The sequence below is a fragment of the Jeotgalibaca sp. A127 genome (assembly GCF_052266745.1).
Taxonomy (GTDB): domain Bacteria; phylum Bacillota; class Bacilli; order Lactobacillales; family Aerococcaceae; genus Jeotgalibaca.
Map to the genome: position 1 here is coordinate 94,065 of NZ_JBQPRC010000004.1, position 17,945 is coordinate 112,009.

Below are 17,945 nucleotides of genomic sequence, written 5' to 3' on the forward strand. Positions count from 1 at the left end.
GAATGAAATGAGTAAAAGAACTGAATATTGTGGCCTTGTTAAAGAAGAATACATCGGCCAAGAAATTACTGTAAAAGGATGGATTAACCGCCGTCGTGATTTAGGTGGATTAATTTTCATCCATTTACGTGACCGTGAAGGGATTATGCAGATTGTATTCAATCAAGAAAAAGACGCAAAGCTATTCGAATTAGCTGAAAGCATGCGCCATGAATACATTATCGAAGCGACTGGTAAAGTCGTAAAACGGGAAGAAGATCAAATTAACCCGAATATTAAAACAGGAACCATCGAATTGGATGTAACGGATGCCAAAATTCTGGCTAAAGCTAAAACGCCACCTTTTACAATCGATGATGACCAACCAGTCGCTGATGAGCTTCGTATGAAGTATCGCTATCTGGATTTGCGTAAAGAAAGAATGTTGAATAACTTAAAATTACGCCACAAAACGACGCACGCTATCCGTAATTATTTGGATGAGGCTGCATTCATGGATATTGAAACACCTTATTTGACGAAGTCAACGCCTGAAGGGGCACGTGACTATGTCGTCCCATCACGTGTTTATCCTGGTAGCTTTTATGCTTTGCCCCAATCCCCACAATTATTCAAACAACTTTTGATGGGAGCAGGAATTGACCGTTATTACCAAATCGTACGTTGTTTCCGTGATGAAGATTTACGTGGCGACAGACAACCAGAATTCACGCAAGTTGACTTGGAAACAAGCTTCCTGTCAGCTGAAGAAATTCAAACACTTACAGAAGGTATGATGCAGAAAGTCGTCAAAGATACATTGGGACTTGATATACCTGTGCCATTCCCTCGTATGTCATATGATGAAGCGATGAACCGTTTTGGATCTGACAAACCGGATACACGTTTTGGTTTAGAGTTGATTGATTTACAAGAGTTTGCTGAACATACAAGCTTCAATGTCTTCAAACAGGCCTTGGCAAATGGCGGACAGGTTAAAGGCTTGAACTTAAAAGGTAAGGCTGATAACTACTCCCGTAAAGATATGGATGGCTTGACCGACTACATCAAACAATATGGTGCCAAAGGCCTTGCATGGGTAAAAGTAACAGAAGAAGGTTTGAATGGTGCTGTTGCTAAGTTCTTTGCTGACGATAGTGATGCGCTTATTGCAGCAATGGATGCTGCACCGGGAGATTTACTGATGTTTGTAGCAGATAAGAATGAGATAGTGGCTCAGTCACTAGGAGAATTACGATTGAAATTCGGTCGAGAATTCGATATGATCGACCAATCGAAATTGGACTTCCTGTGGGTTGTTGACTGGCCACTTCTTGAATACGATGAAGATGAGAAGCGTTATGTAGCCCTTCACCATCCATTCACGCGTCCTAAAGAAGAAGACGTAACGTTAATGGCTGAACACCCAGAACAAGTCCGTGCTCAAGCTTATGATATTGTCTTGAACGGTTATGAAATCGGTGGTGGTTCGCTACGAATCAATACACGTGAAATGCAAGAAAAAATGTTTAGTGTTCTAGGGTTCACGCCTGAAGAAGCGGAAGAACAATTTGGCTTCTTGTTAGGAGCATTTGATTATGGCTTCCCGCCACATGGTGGTTTAGCACTTGGGTTAGATCGTTTGGTTATGATTTTAGCGGGAGAAAACAATATTCGTGAAGTCATTGCCTTCCCTAAAAACGGTAAAGCATTTGATCCAATGACGCATGCTCCATCAGAAGTCAGTGACCAACAATTAAATGAATTGAGTCTGCGCCTAACGGTTGAAGACTAAAGACTAATATAAAAAAGGGCTCTATGTTACAATCGTAATATAGAGCCCTAATTTATTGGAGGAATTTAGTATGTTAAAAATTGGTTCACATGTTTCAATGGGTGGAAAGAAAATGTTATTAGGTTCAGCGGAAGAAGCTTTTTCTTACGGGTCATCAACTTTCATGATCTACACAGGCGCACCTCAAAATACACGTCGAAAAAATATAGATGATATGAATATTCCTGCGGGAATGGAATTTATGGCAGATAATGGCTTAGTGGAATTAATTGTCCATGCACCTTATATTATTAATTTAGGCAATACTGAAAAACCTGATCATTTTGAGTTCGCCATTGGTTTTCTGCGCGAAGAAATAGTGAGAGCACAGGCGCTAGGCGCCAAACAAATCACGATGCACCCTGGTTCACACGTAGGGGCCGGTTCAGAAAAAGGAATTGCTCAAATTATCAAAGGTTTGAATGAAGTGTTGGAAACAAATCAAACTGCTCAAATTGCTTTGGAAACGATGGCGGGTAAAGGCACGGAAATTGGGCGGACATTTGAAGAATTGGCAGCTATCATAGCTGGTGTGACACATAATGAAAAATTGTCCGTGACGTTGGATACTTGTCATATACACGACGCTGGCTATAATGTTCAGGATGATTTCGATGGCGTGTTAGAAGAATTTGATCGGATCATAGGACTGGATCGTCTAAAAGTCATCCATATCAATGATTCAAAAAACGAATTAGGGGCTCACAAAGACCGACACGCTAATATTGGTCAAGGCTATATTGGTTTTGAAGCACTAAACAAAATAGTCCACCACCCACAATTGGTTGATTTGCCAAAAATATTGGAAACGCCATATGTAGGGGAAGACAAGAAAAATAAAAAAGCACCTTACAAATTTGAAATAGAGATGTTTAAAACACAAAAATTGAATCCTAATCTAATGGCAGATATTCTGAACTCATGATTAGTCAGCCAAAATATTTTGCAGGATAATTTCCGCAGTTTCTTCGATTGAACGATGGGCTACATTTATGACCGAACAGCCCAATTTTTGATAGAGATCCATGGCGAAGTCAATCTCTTCCTGGATGCGGGCAGAATTTGTATAAACAGTTTCCGCTGGAAGTCCATAAGCCAACATCCGTTCACGGCGGAAATTTGTCAAAGTTTCAATGTTATTTGTTAAACCAACAATTTTTTTGGGGTTAACTTCCCATAATTCTTCAGGAATAGAAGCTTCCGGTAATATGGGCAAATTGGCGACTTTAACATTTTTATTAGCAAGAAACATTGAAAGTGGCGTTTTAGAAGTACGAGAGATGCCTAATAGTACCAAATCGGCTTCGAGAAGGCCTTTTGCATCTTTTCCATCATCATATTTCACCGCAAATTCAATGGCACTGATACGATTGAAGTATTCATCATCAAGACGATGTAAAGCTCCAGCACGTTTTGTGGGCTTTTCTTTTGTCTGTATAGAGATGTCATCTACCAAGCTTCTTAAAATATCATGGCATCTTAAATTTTCTTTATCACAAAATTCGGCTGTTTGGTTGCTTAAATCATCAACTACTAATGTATGGATAATAATTCCCTCTTTTGCCTTGGCTTCCAGCAAAATTTCTTGCAAATCTTCCGCATTTCTGATAAAAGGATAAGGGTGCAAAACAGCATTGACAGTTGGGAACTGAGATAAAACGGCTTGAAGTACTTTTCGGGCAGTTTCTCCCACGGAATCGGAAATTATAAAAAAATGAATAGACTCTTGATTCATTGTTATACCTCATTTTCTGATTAATCAAATTATAATTTAAATATACTATAGTAAGCTTTTAATTAACAGTGAAAGGGGGATTTACATGCATATGCCATTAGAAGAATCACTTGAAAAGCTGAAAGAGAATGGACTGAAGCATACGCAAAAACGAATCGATTTAATTCGTTTGTTTGTTGATGAGGACCGCTATCTATCAGCTAAAAATGTTCAGAAAAAAATGGATGCGCGCTATCCCAACATAAGTTTTGACACGATTTATAGGAACTTATATACCTTTGTAGACATTGGGATTTTGGAAACGACCGAATTGAATAATGAAAAATTGTTTCGAATGTCTTGCTTGCACGACGGTCACCATCATCATCACTTTATATGTGAGGACTGCGGAAGAAGCATTCAACTGGAAATGTGCCCAATGGACTTCTTTGAACAACAACTCATAAACTGCCAATTGAAGTCGCATCGTTTTGAAATATTTGGGATTTGTGATCACTGTGTAGAAAAGAACAAATAATTTCATAATAAATATTGCAAAAGGTTGTACCTGTGGTATAATATCCAAAGAACAATTTCATTATGATTTAATTATTTAAATAATAATGGGACGGTTACTTTTAACGCTCGGAGGGAGGGAATTTTAATGTCCAAAACAGTTGTCAAAAAAAACGAATCTCTTGACGATGCTCTTCGTCGCTTTAAAAAGACTGTTTCCAAGACTGGTACTCTTCAAGAAGCACGTAAACGTGAATTTTATGAAAAACCAAGTGTAAAACGTAAGAAAAAATCTGAGGCAGCTAGAAAACGTAAATTCTAATTGTTTACATATTTTTATAAAAGCTAAGACTATAAATGTCTTAGCTTTTTCTTATGCTCCGAGATTAGATATAACACTTAAAAACACAGGACAGACTATGCTATAATAAAATAAAATATAGAAAATTTATTTTCATGGGGAGTGTAACGATATTTGACTGAAAATGAGCATTATCCAGTAACGATTGAAATCGAATTAGAAGATGCTTCTGCTTTGCCGCAACTTTTAGGTTCGCAAGATAAAAATATTTTATTACTGGAAGAAGCACTAGACATCATCATCAATTCACGGGGAACAAAAATAGAGATCAAAGGGACAGAAGATAATACGACTGTTACAAAATCGTTGATTCTGCAACTAGTTGAGTTGATACAAAAAGGCATCTCTATTTCCCAAAGTGATATTGTAACAGCAATCCAAATGGCACAAAGAGGAAGCTCCAACTTCTTTTCCAATTTGTATGATGAAGAAATCAGCAAAACGTACACCGGCAAAGTTATCAGGGCTAAGAACGTTGGTCAAAAGGTTTACTATGAGGCTGTTAAGAGAAATGATATCGTATTTGGGATAGGTCCAGCTGGAACTGGGAAAACGTTCTTGGCAGTTGTTATGGCAGTACAAGCTTTAAAGAAAGGGCAAGTCCAAAAAATTATTTTGACACGTCCGGCTGTTGAAGCGGGTGAAAACCTCGGATTCCTGCCAGGAGATCTTAAAGAAAAGGTTGATCCTTATCTCCGCCCAGTGTATGACGCGTTATACGCTATTTATGGAGTTGAACATACAACCCGTTTGATGGAACGAGGCGTCATTGAAATAGCACCTCTCGCCTATATGCGTGGACGGACTCTGGACGATGCTTTCGTAATTTTAGATGAAGCCCAAAATACGACTGTTGCACAGATGAAGATGTTCTTAACACGACTGGGTTTTGGTTCCAAAATGATAGTGAATGGAGACAAAACACAAATAGATTTACCACGGGGCGTGAAATCAGGTCTGATTGATGCTGAGAATAAGCTAAAAGGAATATCTGAAATTGAATTTGTTTCCTTTGATGCCCAAGATGTTGTCCGTCATCCAGTTGTTGCGCGAATTATCCAAGCATATGATAAGAAAGAGAAGGATCAATTATGATTGAAATAGACATGTTTGATGAAACAAACACTGTAGCGGAGTCTCATACCAAACTCGTGGAAGATGTAATTCAATTTGCTGCAACGTTTCTTGAATTGCCGCTAAACACTGAATTATCCATTACCTTTGTTGATAATGAACGGATTCGGGAGATTAATCGCGAATATCGTCATAAAGATCAGGCGACCGATGTTATTAGCTTTGCTCTAAATGATGAGTCTGATGATGATATGCCAATCAATTTAGAGAGTTTGGGAGATGCATTCCCTTATAATTTAGGAGATATAATTATTTCCGTAGATAAAACCGCAGAACAAGCAGAAAGCTTCCAGCATAGTTTTGAAAGGGAGTTAGGATTTCTGGCTTTGCATGGCTTCTTGCATCTGAATGGATATGATCATATGGATCCGGAAGAAGAAAAAGAAATGTTTGGACTGCAGAAAGAGATTTTAGATGCTTATGGACTCAAAAGAGAAGAATAACAGCAAGCAAGTAAATATATGGAAAAACACACAATTCTTAAAATCATTCCATCATGCCTGGGATGGTGTCAAAACTATTTGGTGCGAAGAAAGAAATCTTAGGCATCATGTGGCATTAGGTTCAATCCCATTACTCGCAGGGGTCTTATTGGGTATCAGTCGCGTTGAATGGATTGTCATAGTCTTGTGTGTCTTTTTGGTCATTATTATGGAATTTTTAAATACCATTATTGAAACGGTGGTCGACATGGTCACTAACTATGAATATCACCCATTGGCCAAAAAAGCAAAAGACATTGCTGCTGGGGCAGTGTTGGTTACAGCTTTTTTCACAGTGGTGATTGCTGCCATCATATTTTTACCAAAACTAATAGAGCTAGCCTTTTAAAGGGGACGATTAAATGAATAAAAAGGAACCATTCAAGTCAGGTTTTATTTCCATCATCGGAAGACCAAACGTGGGGAAATCAACCTTACTAAACCAGATTGTTGGACAAAAAGTGGCTATCATGAGTGATACACCACAAACTACCCGTAATAAGATCCAGGGAGTCATTACGACAGACACAGCTCAAATGGTTTTTATTGATACACCGGGGATTCACAAGCCAAAGCATCGTTTGAATGATTTTATGTTAAAAAGTGCCTATAGTACTTTTAAAGAAGTAGATATTGTTTTATTTATGGTGAATGCAGAGGAACAACGTGGTGGTGGAGATAATTTCATCATGGAACGTTTGGCTAATGTTAAAACTCCCAAGTTTTTAATCATCAATAAAATTGATAAAATTCATCCAGAGAAACTTCTTGAAATTATCACTGATTACACAAGTGACCAAGAATTTGATGAAGTTGTTCCTATTTCCGCGAAAAATGGAAATAACATTCAGGAATTGTTGAAAACAATACAGTCTTATTTACCAGAAGGACCGCAATACTATCCAGCCGATCAGGTGACGGACCATCCGGAGTACTTTGTCGTATCTGAATTTATCAGGGAAAAAGTTTTGCAACTCACTCATGATGAAATTCCGCATTCTGTAGCGGTAAAGGTAGAGTCCATGCAGAGAAATGAAGACAACAAAGTCCATGTTCATGCAACAATCATTGTCGATCGTTCCAGCCAAAAAGGAATCATTATCGGCAAGGGTGGTAAAATGTTGAAGGAAATCGGTACAAGAGCTCGACGCGATATTGAAGCGATGTTGGGCGATAAGATATTCTTGGAACTTTGGGTTAAAGTACAACGCGATTGGCGTGACAAACAATCTAATTTACAAGATTATGGCTACCGTCAAAAAGATTATGACTAATAATCAAAGTAAAACATTTGACGCAATTGTTATTTCGGTGCGAAAACATAAAGAAAAAGATGCGCTTGTCAAAATGTTTACTTTAGAACATGGCAAGCGCATGTTCTTTATTCGCAATCATTACAAATCAAATCATGCGTTGAAGTCATCCTTGTTGCCTTTTACCTATTCTACATTTGAGGGAACAATCAATGAAGATGGGTTATGCTTTGTCAGTGACTATAAAGACAGTCACATTTTCAGGAAAATCCATGAAGATATTCATTTAAATGCTTATGCCACATATTTGGCCAATCTTAGTGATGCGGCGATTGAAGACCGCTTGGTAAATCGTGAACTGTTTACACTTCTTTTACAAAGTTTACGGTCCATGAATGAGGGAATGGATGCAGAAATCATCGTAAATATCTTTGAAATGAATATACTACGGTATTTTGGGGTACACCCTCAGTTAGACTCCTGTCGCGTATGTGGAAGTCAAAAAGAACCTTTTGATTTTTCAACTAAATATTCAGGAGTTCTGTGCAGTCAACATTATCATGAAGATCCTCACCGACTGCATATCAATCCTGCTGCCATTTATTTCTCGCGTCTTTTTCTGGGTATAAAACCTGAACAAGTTGAGGACATTTCAATTCGTGAAGACAATAAGAAAGCCATTCGTGAATTCATTGATTTCCTCTATGACGAATATGTCGGCATCCGCTTAAAAAGTAAATCTTACATTGACCAAATGTTTGAATGGGAAAATGCTCTCACCAACTTGATCAAGAAAAAAAATGAACCTGAAGCCTGAATTTAGCTTGACTTTGAATTTAAGAGTGTTTACTATAAAATATATATGCAATAGAAACGTTGACGATGAGAGTACTGTCGAGATAGTGCATCCAAGCGAGTTTGGGTTAGTGGGAGCCAAATGATGCCAGCCGACCAGGAAAGGCACATCCGAGTTTTACGAAAGAAGAGCTGGTTAAACCAGAAATAGGGTGGAACCGCGAGTTTAGACTCGTCCCTATGTTGCAAACGTGCAGCATAGGGACGAGTCTTTTTATGCCTATCTGCAGAAAACGACTACAAAGGAGAAAAAATCATGGAAGAAAAAGTGACTGTTCAGAAAATGATTCAAATACTTCAAAATTATTGGGCAGAACAAGGGTGCCTCTTATTAAATGCCTATGATACAGAAAAGGGTGCCGGTACGATGAGCCCTTATACATTCCTCCGTGCAATTGGTCCAGAACCATGGAACGCGGCTTATGTTGAACCGTCTCGCCGACCAGCCGATGGTCGTTATGGAGACAATCCCAACCGTCTCTACCAACACCATCAATTTCAAGTTGTGATGAAGCCTTCACCAAGTAACATCCAGGAACTTTATCTAAAGAGTTTGGAAGCTTTAGGTATAAATCCTTTGGAACATGATATCCGCTTTGTTGAAGATAACTGGGAAAACCCTTCACTTGGCTGCGCCGGTCTAGGCTGGGAAGTCTGGTTGGATGGAATGGAAATTACCCAGTTTACTTATTTCCAACAAGTTGGCGGTTTGGATTGTTACCCTGTTACGAGTGAATTAACATACGGGATTGAACGCTTGGCTTCCTACATTCAAGATGTTGAAAGTGTCTACGATCTCGATTGGACTGAAGGCGTTAAATATGGGGAAATTTTCTACCAACCAGAGTATGAACATTCTAAATATTCATTCGAGGAAAGCAATCCAGAATTATTGTTTAATCTATTTGAATCCTATAACGATGAAGCATTGAAACAAATTGAAAATGGTTTGGTTCACCCAGCCTATGATTATGTATTAAAATGTTCGCATGCCTTTAACCTCCTCGATGCTCGTGGAATGGTTTCGGCGACTGATCGAGCAGGATTCCTCGCTCGCATCCGTAACATGGCTCGTAAGCTTGCGGTTGCTTTCGTAGATAAGAGAAAAGAGCTGGGTTATCCGCTTCTTGATGAGAGTGAACGTGAACGCTTGTTGAAGGAGGAAGCATAATGACTGAAACATTATTAGTAGAAATTGGTTTAGAAGAAGTACCCGCAAGATTTGTTCGTTCCAGCAGTGAACAATTACAAGAGCGTCTTACTCGTTTCTTGAAAGAGAACCGCATCAAATTTGGTGAAGTACAGGTTTTTGCAACACCAAGACGTTTAGCGGTACAGATTAAGGATGTTGCTGAAAAGCAAGAGGATATTATTGAAAATGCTAAGGGTCCCGCTAAAAAAATTGCGTTGGACGCTGATGGCAATTGGACAAAGGCAGCACAAGGTTTTGCTAGAGGACAAGGCGTTTCTACCGAAGATTTATATTTTGAATCTATCAAAGACGTGGAATATGTTTATGCCAAAAAAGAAATCACCGGGATTGCGGTAGCAGAAGTATTAAAAGCTATTCCTGAAGTTGTAGGAGCAATGAATTTTCCTGTATCGATGCATTGGGGGAAAACTACGTTTGAATTTATCCGTCCTGTTCACTGGTTTGTGGTTATGTTTGGAAGTGATGTCGTACCATGTTCTTTCCTGGGAGTAAAGGCTGATAATATTTCGCGTGGCCATCGCTTCTTGGGGCAGGACGCTATCATCGATCATGCTGACAACTATGCAGAAAAATTACAAGAACAATTTGTAATTGCAAATCTCGAAGAACGAAAAGAAATGATCCAAAAACAATTCGTGGTTCTGGAACAGGAGAATGGTTGGATTATCCCTGAAGATGATACATTGATGGAAGAGGTTGTCTCCTTGGTAGAGTATCCAACAGCTTTTGCTGGAGATTTTGATGAGAGATACTTGGAACTACCAGAAGAAGTTTTGATTACTTCCATGAAGGGTCATCAACGTTATTTTGAAGTGACCGATCAAACTGGTAAATTATTACCTTATTTTATCGGTGTGCGTAATGGTGATGCGAATCATATTGAAAATGTGAAAAAAGGGAACCGTAAAGTATTGACGGCCCGTTTAGAAGACGCTCTATTCTTTTATGAAGAAGACAAGAAAATGGCTATTGCTTCTGCAGTCGATAAGTTAGCATCCGTTTCTTTCCATGCTAAAATTGGTTCGCTTGCACAAAAGATGGCTAACACCGCACAATTAAGCCAGATTATCGCTGAAATGGTTGGCTTGGATGAAGAACAAAAAGAAATGTTACAAAGGGCTGCGAATATTTATAAGTTTGATTTAGTCAGCAATATGGTTTCTGAATTCCCTGAACTACAAGGTGCAATGGGTGAAAAATACGCGCTCATGGCCGGTGAAAAACCTGAAGTAGCAGTTGCAATTCGTGAGCATTATTTGCCACTATCCAGTGATGGAGCAGTTCCTCAATCACTAATAGGATCCATATTGGCAATTTCTGATAAATTCGACAGTGTCATCAGTTTCTTCAAGCAAGGCATGATACCTACGGGTTCAAATGACCCCTATGCATTACGTCGTCAGACCATGGGAATCGTTCAAATCATTGAAGCGAATGGCTGGTCATTCTCATTTGGAGAAGTGCTTGATAATGCCTTGAGAAGTATTTATGGGTTAAGTGATGGGGCGCAAATTACTAATTTGAAGGAAGAGATTGTCGCATTTACGAAGAGTCGCGTTCTTCAAAAATTACAAGCATACGGTATTTCCCACGATATACAAGACGCCATTTTACATGCAAACAATGATGATATCATGATGACTGTTAAACAGGCTCAAACACTTTCTGAGCATCAGTCGGATGCTGATTATAAAGATGTCATTGAAGCGTTGGCACGTGTCGTCAATATATCTCAAAAAGTAATGCCTCCATACGAAGTTAAGGTAGAATTGCTTGAAACGTCTAGCGAGAAGAATCTTTATACGCAAGGTAATCATCTAGCTACTGTTTGGGATTCGGCGACCGTAGAAGAAGCATATCAGGCTTTACGCGATTTAGTACCATACATCACAGCGTACTTCGATGAAAACATGGTTATGGTAGAAGATATTTCGCTGAGAGAAAATCGTTTGAATACATTAGCTTATGTAGGACAATACATTTTGCAAATGGCTGATGTACGGAAATTAATTACGAAGTAGTGATTAAAGGCTGGGATGGATGTCTCAGCCTTTCGATTTTGTAATTGAATATTCTTTATGAAATTGTGGTATTATGGTAAATTAGGTATGAGCAAAAGGAATAGCTAATAAATAGATAAGAAATGAGAGGACATTATTATGTCAATGTTTTTAGATCACGCACAAGTCAACGTCATCGCTGGAAAAGGCGGGGACGGGATGGTTGCGTACAAGCGCGAAAAATATGTACCAGATGGAGGACCGGCCGGCGGGGACGGTGGCCATGGCGGCAGCATCATTTTCGAAGTCGATGGTGGCTTACGAACGTTATTAGATTTCCGTTACAATCGCCATTTTCGTGGTAAACCCGGCGAGAACGGGATGAGTAAAGGGATGTATGGAAAATCTGCAAAAGATACAATCGTAAAAGTTCCTCCTGGAACTGTGGTGCGAAATGCCGAGACACAAGTCTTGTTAGGTGATTTGACTGAAATTGGACAGCAACTCGTTGTTGCAAAAGGTGGACGTGGCGGTCGTGGAAATATTAAATTTGCTACGCACCGTAATCCTGCTCCAGCTATCGCTGAAAATGGCGAACCCGGTGAAGAACTTGTTTTAGATTTGGAATTGAAAGTTATTGCTGATGTAGGTCTGGTAGGTTTCCCATCAGTAGGGAAATCAACCATCCTTTCAGTCGTTTCTTCAGCAAAACCAAAAATTGGCGCATATCATTTCACGACAATTGTTCCTAACCTAGGGATGGTTCAAGCTCCAAATGGTATCCAATTCGGGATGGCAGATTTACCTGGATTGATTGAAGGTGCTTCTCAAGGGGTTGGTCTAGGTATTCAATTCTTACGTCATATTGAACGGACTCGTGTTATTCTCCACGTCATAGATATGGGAGCAACAGAAGGTCGTGATCCTTTTGAGGATTATGAAACGATCAATAAAGAATTAGAAAGTTATCAACTGCGTCTATTAGATCGTCCGACCGTTATTGTTGCGAATAAAATGGATGTTCCAGGTGCAGATGAGAACCTTGAAGAATTCCGGAAGAAACTTATTGAAAAACACGGTGAAGAAAATGCACCGAAAATTTTTGAAATATCAGCGTACCAAAATAAAGGTTTGGAGCCTCTATTGAATTACACGGCTGAACTAGTTGAAAAAACGGAAGAATTTCCATTATTTGATGAAGAAGAATTGGAGACTTCAGTTTTATATCAACTTAAAGATGAGAGCGATGAGATTATTGTCTCCAGAGACCCAGATACAACGTGGGTACTTAGTGGTGAAAAACTTGAAAAACTATTCAAGATGACTAACTTTGCTCATGACGAAAGTGTGATGCGGTTTGCCCGCCAATTACGTGGTATGGGAATCGATGAAGTGCTACGCTCACGTGGCGCGCAAGATGGAGATATTGTCCGGATTATGGACTATGAGTTTGAATTTGTTGACTAGAAATGAGTGTCTGAATTGAAAATACAATTTTTAGGGACAGGAGCAGGTGTTCCGTCTACAATCAGAAATTTGAGCAGTATCGCTTTAAAATTGTTAGATGAAATTAATGAAATTTGGTTGTTTGATTGCGGAGAAGGTACACAACAAAGGATTCTAAAAACATCTTTGAAGCCTAGAAAAGTTACCAAAATATTTGTCACTCATTTACATGGAGATCATATTTTCGGGTTGCCTGGTTTTTTAAGTAGCCGTGCCTTTCAAGGTGGGGATACGCCTTTGACGGTTTATGGGCCAAAAGGAATCAAGGATTTTGTGTTGACCAGTTTACGCGTTTCACAATCACATCTTCGCTACCCTATCTTTTTCCATGAAATAGAGGAAGAAGGCGTGGTATTTGAGGATGAACATTTTACGGTGACATGTGGAAAATTAGCGCATGGGATCACTTCTTATGGCTATCGCATTCAAGAAGCGGATTATCCAGGTGAGCTTTTAGTAGAAAAATTAAAAGCAGATAAAGTACCTGAAGGACCTGTATATGGGAAGCTAAAGAATGGTGAAACGGTTACTTTAGAGGACGGGCGTATCTTTGAAGGCAGTGATTACATTGGAGAGGCTAGTCCCGGAAGAATTATTACTATTTTGGGTGACACGCGTTTTACACCAAAAAGTATCGAATTAGCGTTTGGTGCAGATGTTTTAATACACGAGTCCACCTTTGATAAAGAAAGTCAAAAAATTGCCCGGGACTATTTTCACTCCACCTGCATGGATGCAGCTCATGTAGCCAAAGAAGCCCAGGTTAAACAACTCTATTTGACACATATCAGTTCACGTTACTTAAGCAAAGACCAAAAACAATTGCAGGACGATGCTCGAACTGTATTCAAAAAAACAAAATTGGTTAATGATTTCGACGAATTTGATGTTAAATTAGACAAAATTTAATTTGAGGGATGGGAAGGGATTTTCATGAAAAATGAATGGCGGTTAGTGATAGGAATTACGATTATAATTGTTATTATCTCGTTTGCAATTTTGAATGGGGACTCGGTACCTATAAGTTACGGATTTGGTGAAGTGAGTGCACCACTCATTATCGTCATGGTTATCTCATTATTACTTGGCTCAATTTTGACTCTTATTGTGTCGTCATCTTCTGTAAGACACGGAAAAAAAGAGTTGAAATCACTACGCGAAAAAGTTGATAATCAAGAATTCCAAACTGAAGAAGCAGTAAAAAGAGCCAACAAAGAGTACGAAATGCGTATTCAAGAATTAGAAGCAACAATAGCTCAAAAAGACACTGTTATTCAACAATACGAATCTGAAAAACAAACGAAAACCTACAACGATTTTAAACAAGATGTTTAATTTTACTTGTATGGTTTTCAAATAGTCTTAAGCACGCCTACGAACGTTTGTCGTCGGCGTGTTTCTATTAATGCTTGTTAAAAGGGAGTTATGAATTTGTTAAATGCAAGACTAAATTGGAATTTAAAAGAAAAGCCGTTTGATGAAAGTCCATTAAGTGCGTTACGTCAACAAACGACTTATAGTGGTGCCTTTCTTAAGCTCTGTATTCAACGCGGGTTGGATACAGAGGAAAAGTTGAATGCCTTTCTAAACCCAACCGATAAAGTTTTCCATGATCCTTTTTTGATGCATGACATGGAAAAAGCAGTTAATCGGATCAGACGTGCAATTGAAAAAGGTGAAACCATAGTTGTTTATGGGGATTATGACGCTGACGGTATTACGAGTACAACCATTTTGGTTGAAGCAATCGAGGTTCTAGGCGGAAATGTGTCCTTCTATTTACCAAACCGTTTTAAGGATGGCTACGGACCTAATACGACTGTTTTTCAGAAACTAGTTGAAGAAGGTACCGAACTCATTATCACTTGTGATAACGGCGTGAGTGGTCACGAAGCAATCGAGATAGCAATGAAGGCTGACGTTGATGTTATTATAACGGATCACCACGAATTGCCTGAAAAACTTCCAAACGCCTATTGTGTTATTCATCCTCGACATCCTGAGGGAAACTATCCATTCGCAGATTTGTCTGGAGCTGGCGTTGCTTTGAAGGTTATTGCTGCTTTATTCGAGCGTGTACCTTATGAATTCATGGACGTAGCGGCAATCGGAACTGTCAGTGACTTAGTGAGCTTAACTGATGAGAATCGCTGGATTGTGTTGCAAGGTATCCAAGCACTAAAGAATACCGAGCGTATTGGCTTACATTTGTTATTTGAAAAAGCTGGTGTCAGTGTGGATTCAGTCGATGAAGACACAATCGGATTCGTGATTGGACCAAGGCTGAATGCTCTTGGTAGGCTGGGGGATGCTTCTCCCGGGGTTGAATTGTTAATGTCGTTCGATGAAGACCAATTAATGTCATTAGTGGAAACAATCCAACAAACGAATGCGAAGCGACAAGAAATTGTTTCCACTATCTATGAATCTGCCGTCCAAAAAGTAGCACAATGGGAATCATTACCTGATGTGATCGTGCTTTACGATGAGAATTGGCACGAAGGTGTCTTAGGAATTGTAGCAAGTCGGATTGTCGAACAAACGGGACGGCCGACTATTTTATTGCATTTTGACAAAGCAACCGGTATTGCTAAAGGATCCGGACGGAGCATAGAAGCCCTCCATCTCTTTGAAGCATTATCTCATTGTGCGGCTGACTTGTTGAAGTTCGGTGGACACAAAATGGCTGCTGGAATGAGTCTGAGTACAGATAAAATTCCTGATTTTTCTGAAAGTATCAATAAATATGCCCAAACCTTTCATGCAGAAATTTTAAAAGGCGATAGTATCCAAGTGGATGATATCTTGGAATTGGGTGATGTCACACTTGACTTCTTAAAAGAGGTTAATTTACTACGTCCTTTTGGAACTGACAATCCGAAACCGGTTTTTGGGTTTGATCGCATTCCGGCTGCCAATGTCAAACAGATTGGAACAGACCAAAAGCATTTGAAATTAATGCTTCAATCCGGTTCGGATTCTTTGGATGTTATTGGGTTTAATAAAGGTGGACTTGCTGAACATCTCGATGGACAACCAGCGATATCTGCTATAGGGGAGCTGAGCATCAATACTTGGCGTGATATATCCAAACCTCAACTACAATTGAAGGATGTTAAAGTTGATACCGTACAGTATTTTGACTTTCGTCAATCTAAATTTGATACCAAATCTTTAAGTCACATGAACAGTGTTTATTTATTCTTTAACAATAAATTTTTTGAAAAGATGAGTGAACACCTCCCAACTGAATCGGTGGCAGTTCTCCTCGAAAGTGATGATATCATCCCAGACTTTTCTGAGGATTTAACAAACTTGGTTATTTTAGATTGCCCAACTGATTTAGATAATTTAGAGACATTCCTCAAAAATCATCCCTTCAATAATTACTATATCTATGCTTATCCTGTGGACCTAATCCAGATTCAAGGAATGCCAACTAAAGAGGTCTTTGCTCGCGTTTACAAGTATCTGTACAGTAAAAAAGATATAGCTATCAAAGAAAAATTAGATGAACTATCCGCTTTCTTAAAAATAGATAAGAATCTCTTGGTTTTTGTGATTCAGGTGTTTTTAGAAGCTAAATTTGTTACAATTGATTACGGCGTTCTTAATCCCGTACCTAGTCCACCGAAACAGGTATTGATGGAGACAGAAGTATATAAGAAACGTTACAAAAAGATTCAATCAGAAAAAATGTTCATTTATAGTTCATTTGCTGATTTATCTATTTGGTTGAAGAAATAAAAAACTTTCCGTACAGGAGGAAACATGATGGATTTAAAAAATTATATTGCTGATGTAGTCGATTTCCCTGAGAAAGGCATTATCTTCCGGGATATTTCTCCATTGATGCAAGATGGTGCTGCATATCGTTATGCAGTAAACGAAATCGTTGAATTTGCAAAAGATTTGGGTGTTGACAAAGTAGTGGGTCCAGAAGCACGAGGATTCATGGTTGGATGTCCGGTTGCTGTTGGTTTAGGATGTGGCTTTGCAATGGCCCGTAAAAAAGGTAAATTGCCTCGTGAAACAATTGAAGTTGATTACGGTTTGGAGTATGGCGAAGCAACATTGCAATTGCACTCTGACGCTGTTAAACCAGGCGAAAAAGTTTTAATCTGTGATGATTTACTAGCAACTGGCGGCACAACGCTGGCAACTGTTGAACTAATTGAAAAATTAGGTGGAGAAGTTGTTGGTTTAGCTTTCTTGATTGAATTAATGGATCTGAACGGTCGCGAAAAAATCAAAAACTACAACATCAAAACGTTGATGGAATACTAATTCATATGGAGTTGGAGCTTTTGTTCCAACTTTTTTAACGAAAAAAGCCAAAGTGACTGAAAATGTCAACTTTGGCTTTTTTTTTTTAAAATTAATTAATATGGCTACGGTAGAGACCCACGACCTTACCCAAGATACGGACATCATCTAAAATGATGGGTGCCATCGAATCATTTTCCGGTTGTAGGCGGATATGGTCTTTTTCCTTGAAGAAACGTTTGCATGTTGCTTCGTCCTCATCAGTGATAGCTATAACTATTTCGCCATTCACAGCGCCATTTTGTTTCTTTACAATAACTGAATCGTTATTCAGGATACCGACCTTAATCATGCTATCCCCTCTGATGGTCAACATGAATAAATCATCGGAGATATTTTTGAAATCTGGAGGAATAGGGAAGAAATCAGTTGCTTCTTCAACTGCTAAAATGGGTTCTCCGGCAGTTACAACGCCAAGTAAAGGCATTTGATCACTTTTTATACCTAATTTACTTAGACCGAGGTCAGTTACTTCAATCGCTCTTGGTTTTGTCGGATCCCTAAATATTAATCCCGCTTTTTCCAGACGTGACAGATGACCATGTACAGTAGAAGTTGATGATAAATCAACTGCATTTCCAATTTCTCTTACAGTAGGTGGATAGCCTTTCTCCTGGACTTGCGAATATATATAATTTAAAACTTGCATTTGGCGAGTATCCTTGCTTCCAGCCATAATCACATCATCTCCGTTATTTTTTATTAGGTTTATTGTACCATAGCGAAAAAACTAAATCAAACAAACGTTCGGTCTCTGTTTGAATAAACAATT

18 protein-coding genes are annotated in these 17,945 nt (G+C 38.9%); 16 read left to right on the forward strand and 2 right to left on the reverse strand.

Features of this window, described 5'->3' with window-relative positions; genetic code table 11:
• Positions 1-7 precede the first annotated feature (7 nt).
• Positions 8-1,774 (forward strand): aspartate--tRNA ligase, encoded by a 1,767-nt coding sequence (gene aspS, locus ACTVAI_RS06075; protein ID WP_443486163.1) that lies wholly within the window; start codon positions 8-10, stop codon positions 1,772-1,774.
• Between the two features lie 70 nt (positions 1,775-1,844).
• A complete protein-coding gene (locus ACTVAI_RS06080; RefSeq protein ID WP_443473116.1) occupies positions 1,845-2,738 on the forward strand; it encodes a deoxyribonuclease IV in 894 nt (297 codons plus the stop codon).
• Here ACTVAI_RS06080 and ACTVAI_RS06085 read toward each other — a convergent pair whose 3' ends face one another.
• Entirely contained in the window at positions 2,739-3,548 is an 810-nt protein-coding gene (locus tag ACTVAI_RS06085) for a pyruvate, water dikinase regulatory protein (protein ID WP_443473117.1), read from the reverse strand. It lies immediately after the preceding gene.
• A gap of 85 nt (positions 3,549-3,633) precedes the next feature.
• Here ACTVAI_RS06085 and ACTVAI_RS06090 point away from each other — a divergent pair, with 85 nt between their 5' ends.
• The 14 genes from ACTVAI_RS06090 to ACTVAI_RS06155 all read left to right on the forward strand — a co-directional run bounded on the left by ACTVAI_RS06090 (position 3,634) and on the right by ACTVAI_RS06155 (position 17,134).
• A complete protein-coding gene (locus ACTVAI_RS06090) occupies positions 3,634-4,065 on the forward strand; it encodes a Fur family transcriptional regulator (RefSeq protein WP_443486164.1) in 432 nt (143 codons plus the stop codon).
• 126 nt (positions 4,066-4,191) lie between these two features.
• A complete protein-coding gene (gene rpsU / locus ACTVAI_RS06095; protein ID WP_443473119.1) occupies positions 4,192-4,365 on the forward strand; it encodes a 30S ribosomal protein S21 in 174 nt (57 codons plus the stop codon).
• 153 nt (positions 4,366-4,518) lie between these two features.
• The gene (locus ACTVAI_RS06100) at positions 4,519-5,499 is read left to right on the forward strand and encodes a PhoH family protein (RefSeq protein ID WP_443473120.1); all 981 of its coding nucleotides are present in this window, start codon (positions 4,519-4,521) and stop codon (positions 5,497-5,499) included.
• Positions 5,499-5,981: an rRNA maturation RNase YbeY gene (ybeY, locus tag ACTVAI_RS06105; protein ID WP_443473138.1), complete on the forward strand. Its 483-nt coding sequence runs from the start codon at positions 5,499-5,501 to the stop codon at positions 5,979-5,981. Before ACTVAI_RS06100 ends, ybeY begins: the two co-directional genes overlap by 1 nt.
• A complete protein-coding gene (locus tag ACTVAI_RS06110) occupies positions 5,953-6,369 on the forward strand; it encodes a diacylglycerol kinase (RefSeq protein ID WP_443486165.1) in 417 nt (138 codons plus the stop codon). Before ybeY ends, ACTVAI_RS06110 begins: the two co-directional genes overlap by 29 nt.
• A 13-nt stretch (positions 6,370-6,382) precedes the next feature.
• The gene (gene era, locus ACTVAI_RS06115) at positions 6,383-7,294 is read left to right on the forward strand and encodes a GTPase Era (protein WP_443473121.1); all 912 of its coding nucleotides are present in this window, start codon (positions 6,383-6,385) and stop codon (positions 7,292-7,294) included.
• Positions 7,287-8,090, forward strand: a complete 804-nt coding sequence (gene recO / locus ACTVAI_RS06120) for a DNA repair protein RecO (RefSeq protein ID WP_443486166.1) — start codon at positions 7,287-7,289, stop codon at positions 8,088-8,090. The genes era and recO overlap by 8 nt, the downstream gene beginning before the upstream one ends.
• A 294-nt stretch (positions 8,091-8,384) precedes the next feature.
• A complete protein-coding gene (glyQ, locus tag ACTVAI_RS06125) occupies positions 8,385-9,299 on the forward strand; it encodes a glycine--tRNA ligase subunit alpha (RefSeq protein ID WP_443486167.1) in 915 nt (304 codons plus the stop codon).
• Positions 9,299-11,362 carry a glycine--tRNA ligase subunit beta gene (gene glyS, locus ACTVAI_RS06130; RefSeq protein WP_443486168.1) on the forward strand — a complete coding sequence of 688 codons (2,064 nt, stop codon included), beginning with the start codon at positions 9,299-9,301 and terminating at the stop codon, positions 11,360-11,362. The genes glyQ and glyS overlap by 1 nt, the downstream gene beginning before the upstream one ends.
• Positions 11,363-11,500: 138 nt before the next feature.
• Positions 11,501-12,808 carry a GTPase ObgE gene (gene obgE, locus ACTVAI_RS06135; protein WP_443473125.1) on the forward strand — a complete coding sequence of 436 codons (1,308 nt, stop codon included), beginning with the start codon at positions 11,501-11,503 and terminating at the stop codon, positions 12,806-12,808.
• Positions 12,809-12,823: 15 nt separating this feature from the next.
• Positions 12,824-13,756, forward strand: coding sequence for a ribonuclease Z (gene rnz, locus ACTVAI_RS06140; RefSeq protein ID WP_443473140.1), 933 nt, complete (start codon positions 12,824-12,826; stop codon positions 13,754-13,756).
• A gap of 24 nt (positions 13,757-13,780) precedes the next feature.
• Positions 13,781-14,182, forward strand: a complete 402-nt coding sequence (locus ACTVAI_RS06145) for a LapA family protein (RefSeq protein ID WP_443473126.1) — start codon at positions 13,781-13,783, stop codon at positions 14,180-14,182.
• Between the two features lie 96 nt (positions 14,183-14,278).
• Positions 14,279-16,594 carry a single-stranded-DNA-specific exonuclease RecJ gene (gene recJ / locus ACTVAI_RS06150; RefSeq protein ID WP_443486169.1) on the forward strand — a complete coding sequence of 772 codons (2,316 nt, stop codon included), beginning with the start codon at positions 14,279-14,281 and terminating at the stop codon, positions 16,592-16,594.
• 27 nt (positions 16,595-16,621) lie between these two features.
• Positions 16,622-17,134, forward strand: a complete 513-nt coding sequence (locus ACTVAI_RS06155) for an adenine phosphoribosyltransferase (protein WP_443473128.1) — start codon at positions 16,622-16,624, stop codon at positions 17,132-17,134.
• A 91-nt stretch (positions 17,135-17,225) separates the two neighbouring features.
• Here the strand turns inward: ACTVAI_RS06155 and lexA are convergent, their stop codons facing one another.
• Entirely contained in the window at positions 17,226-17,849 is a 624-nt protein-coding gene (gene lexA / locus ACTVAI_RS06160) for a transcriptional repressor LexA (RefSeq protein ID WP_443474281.1), read from the reverse strand.
• Positions 17,850-17,945 lie beyond the last annotated feature (96 nt).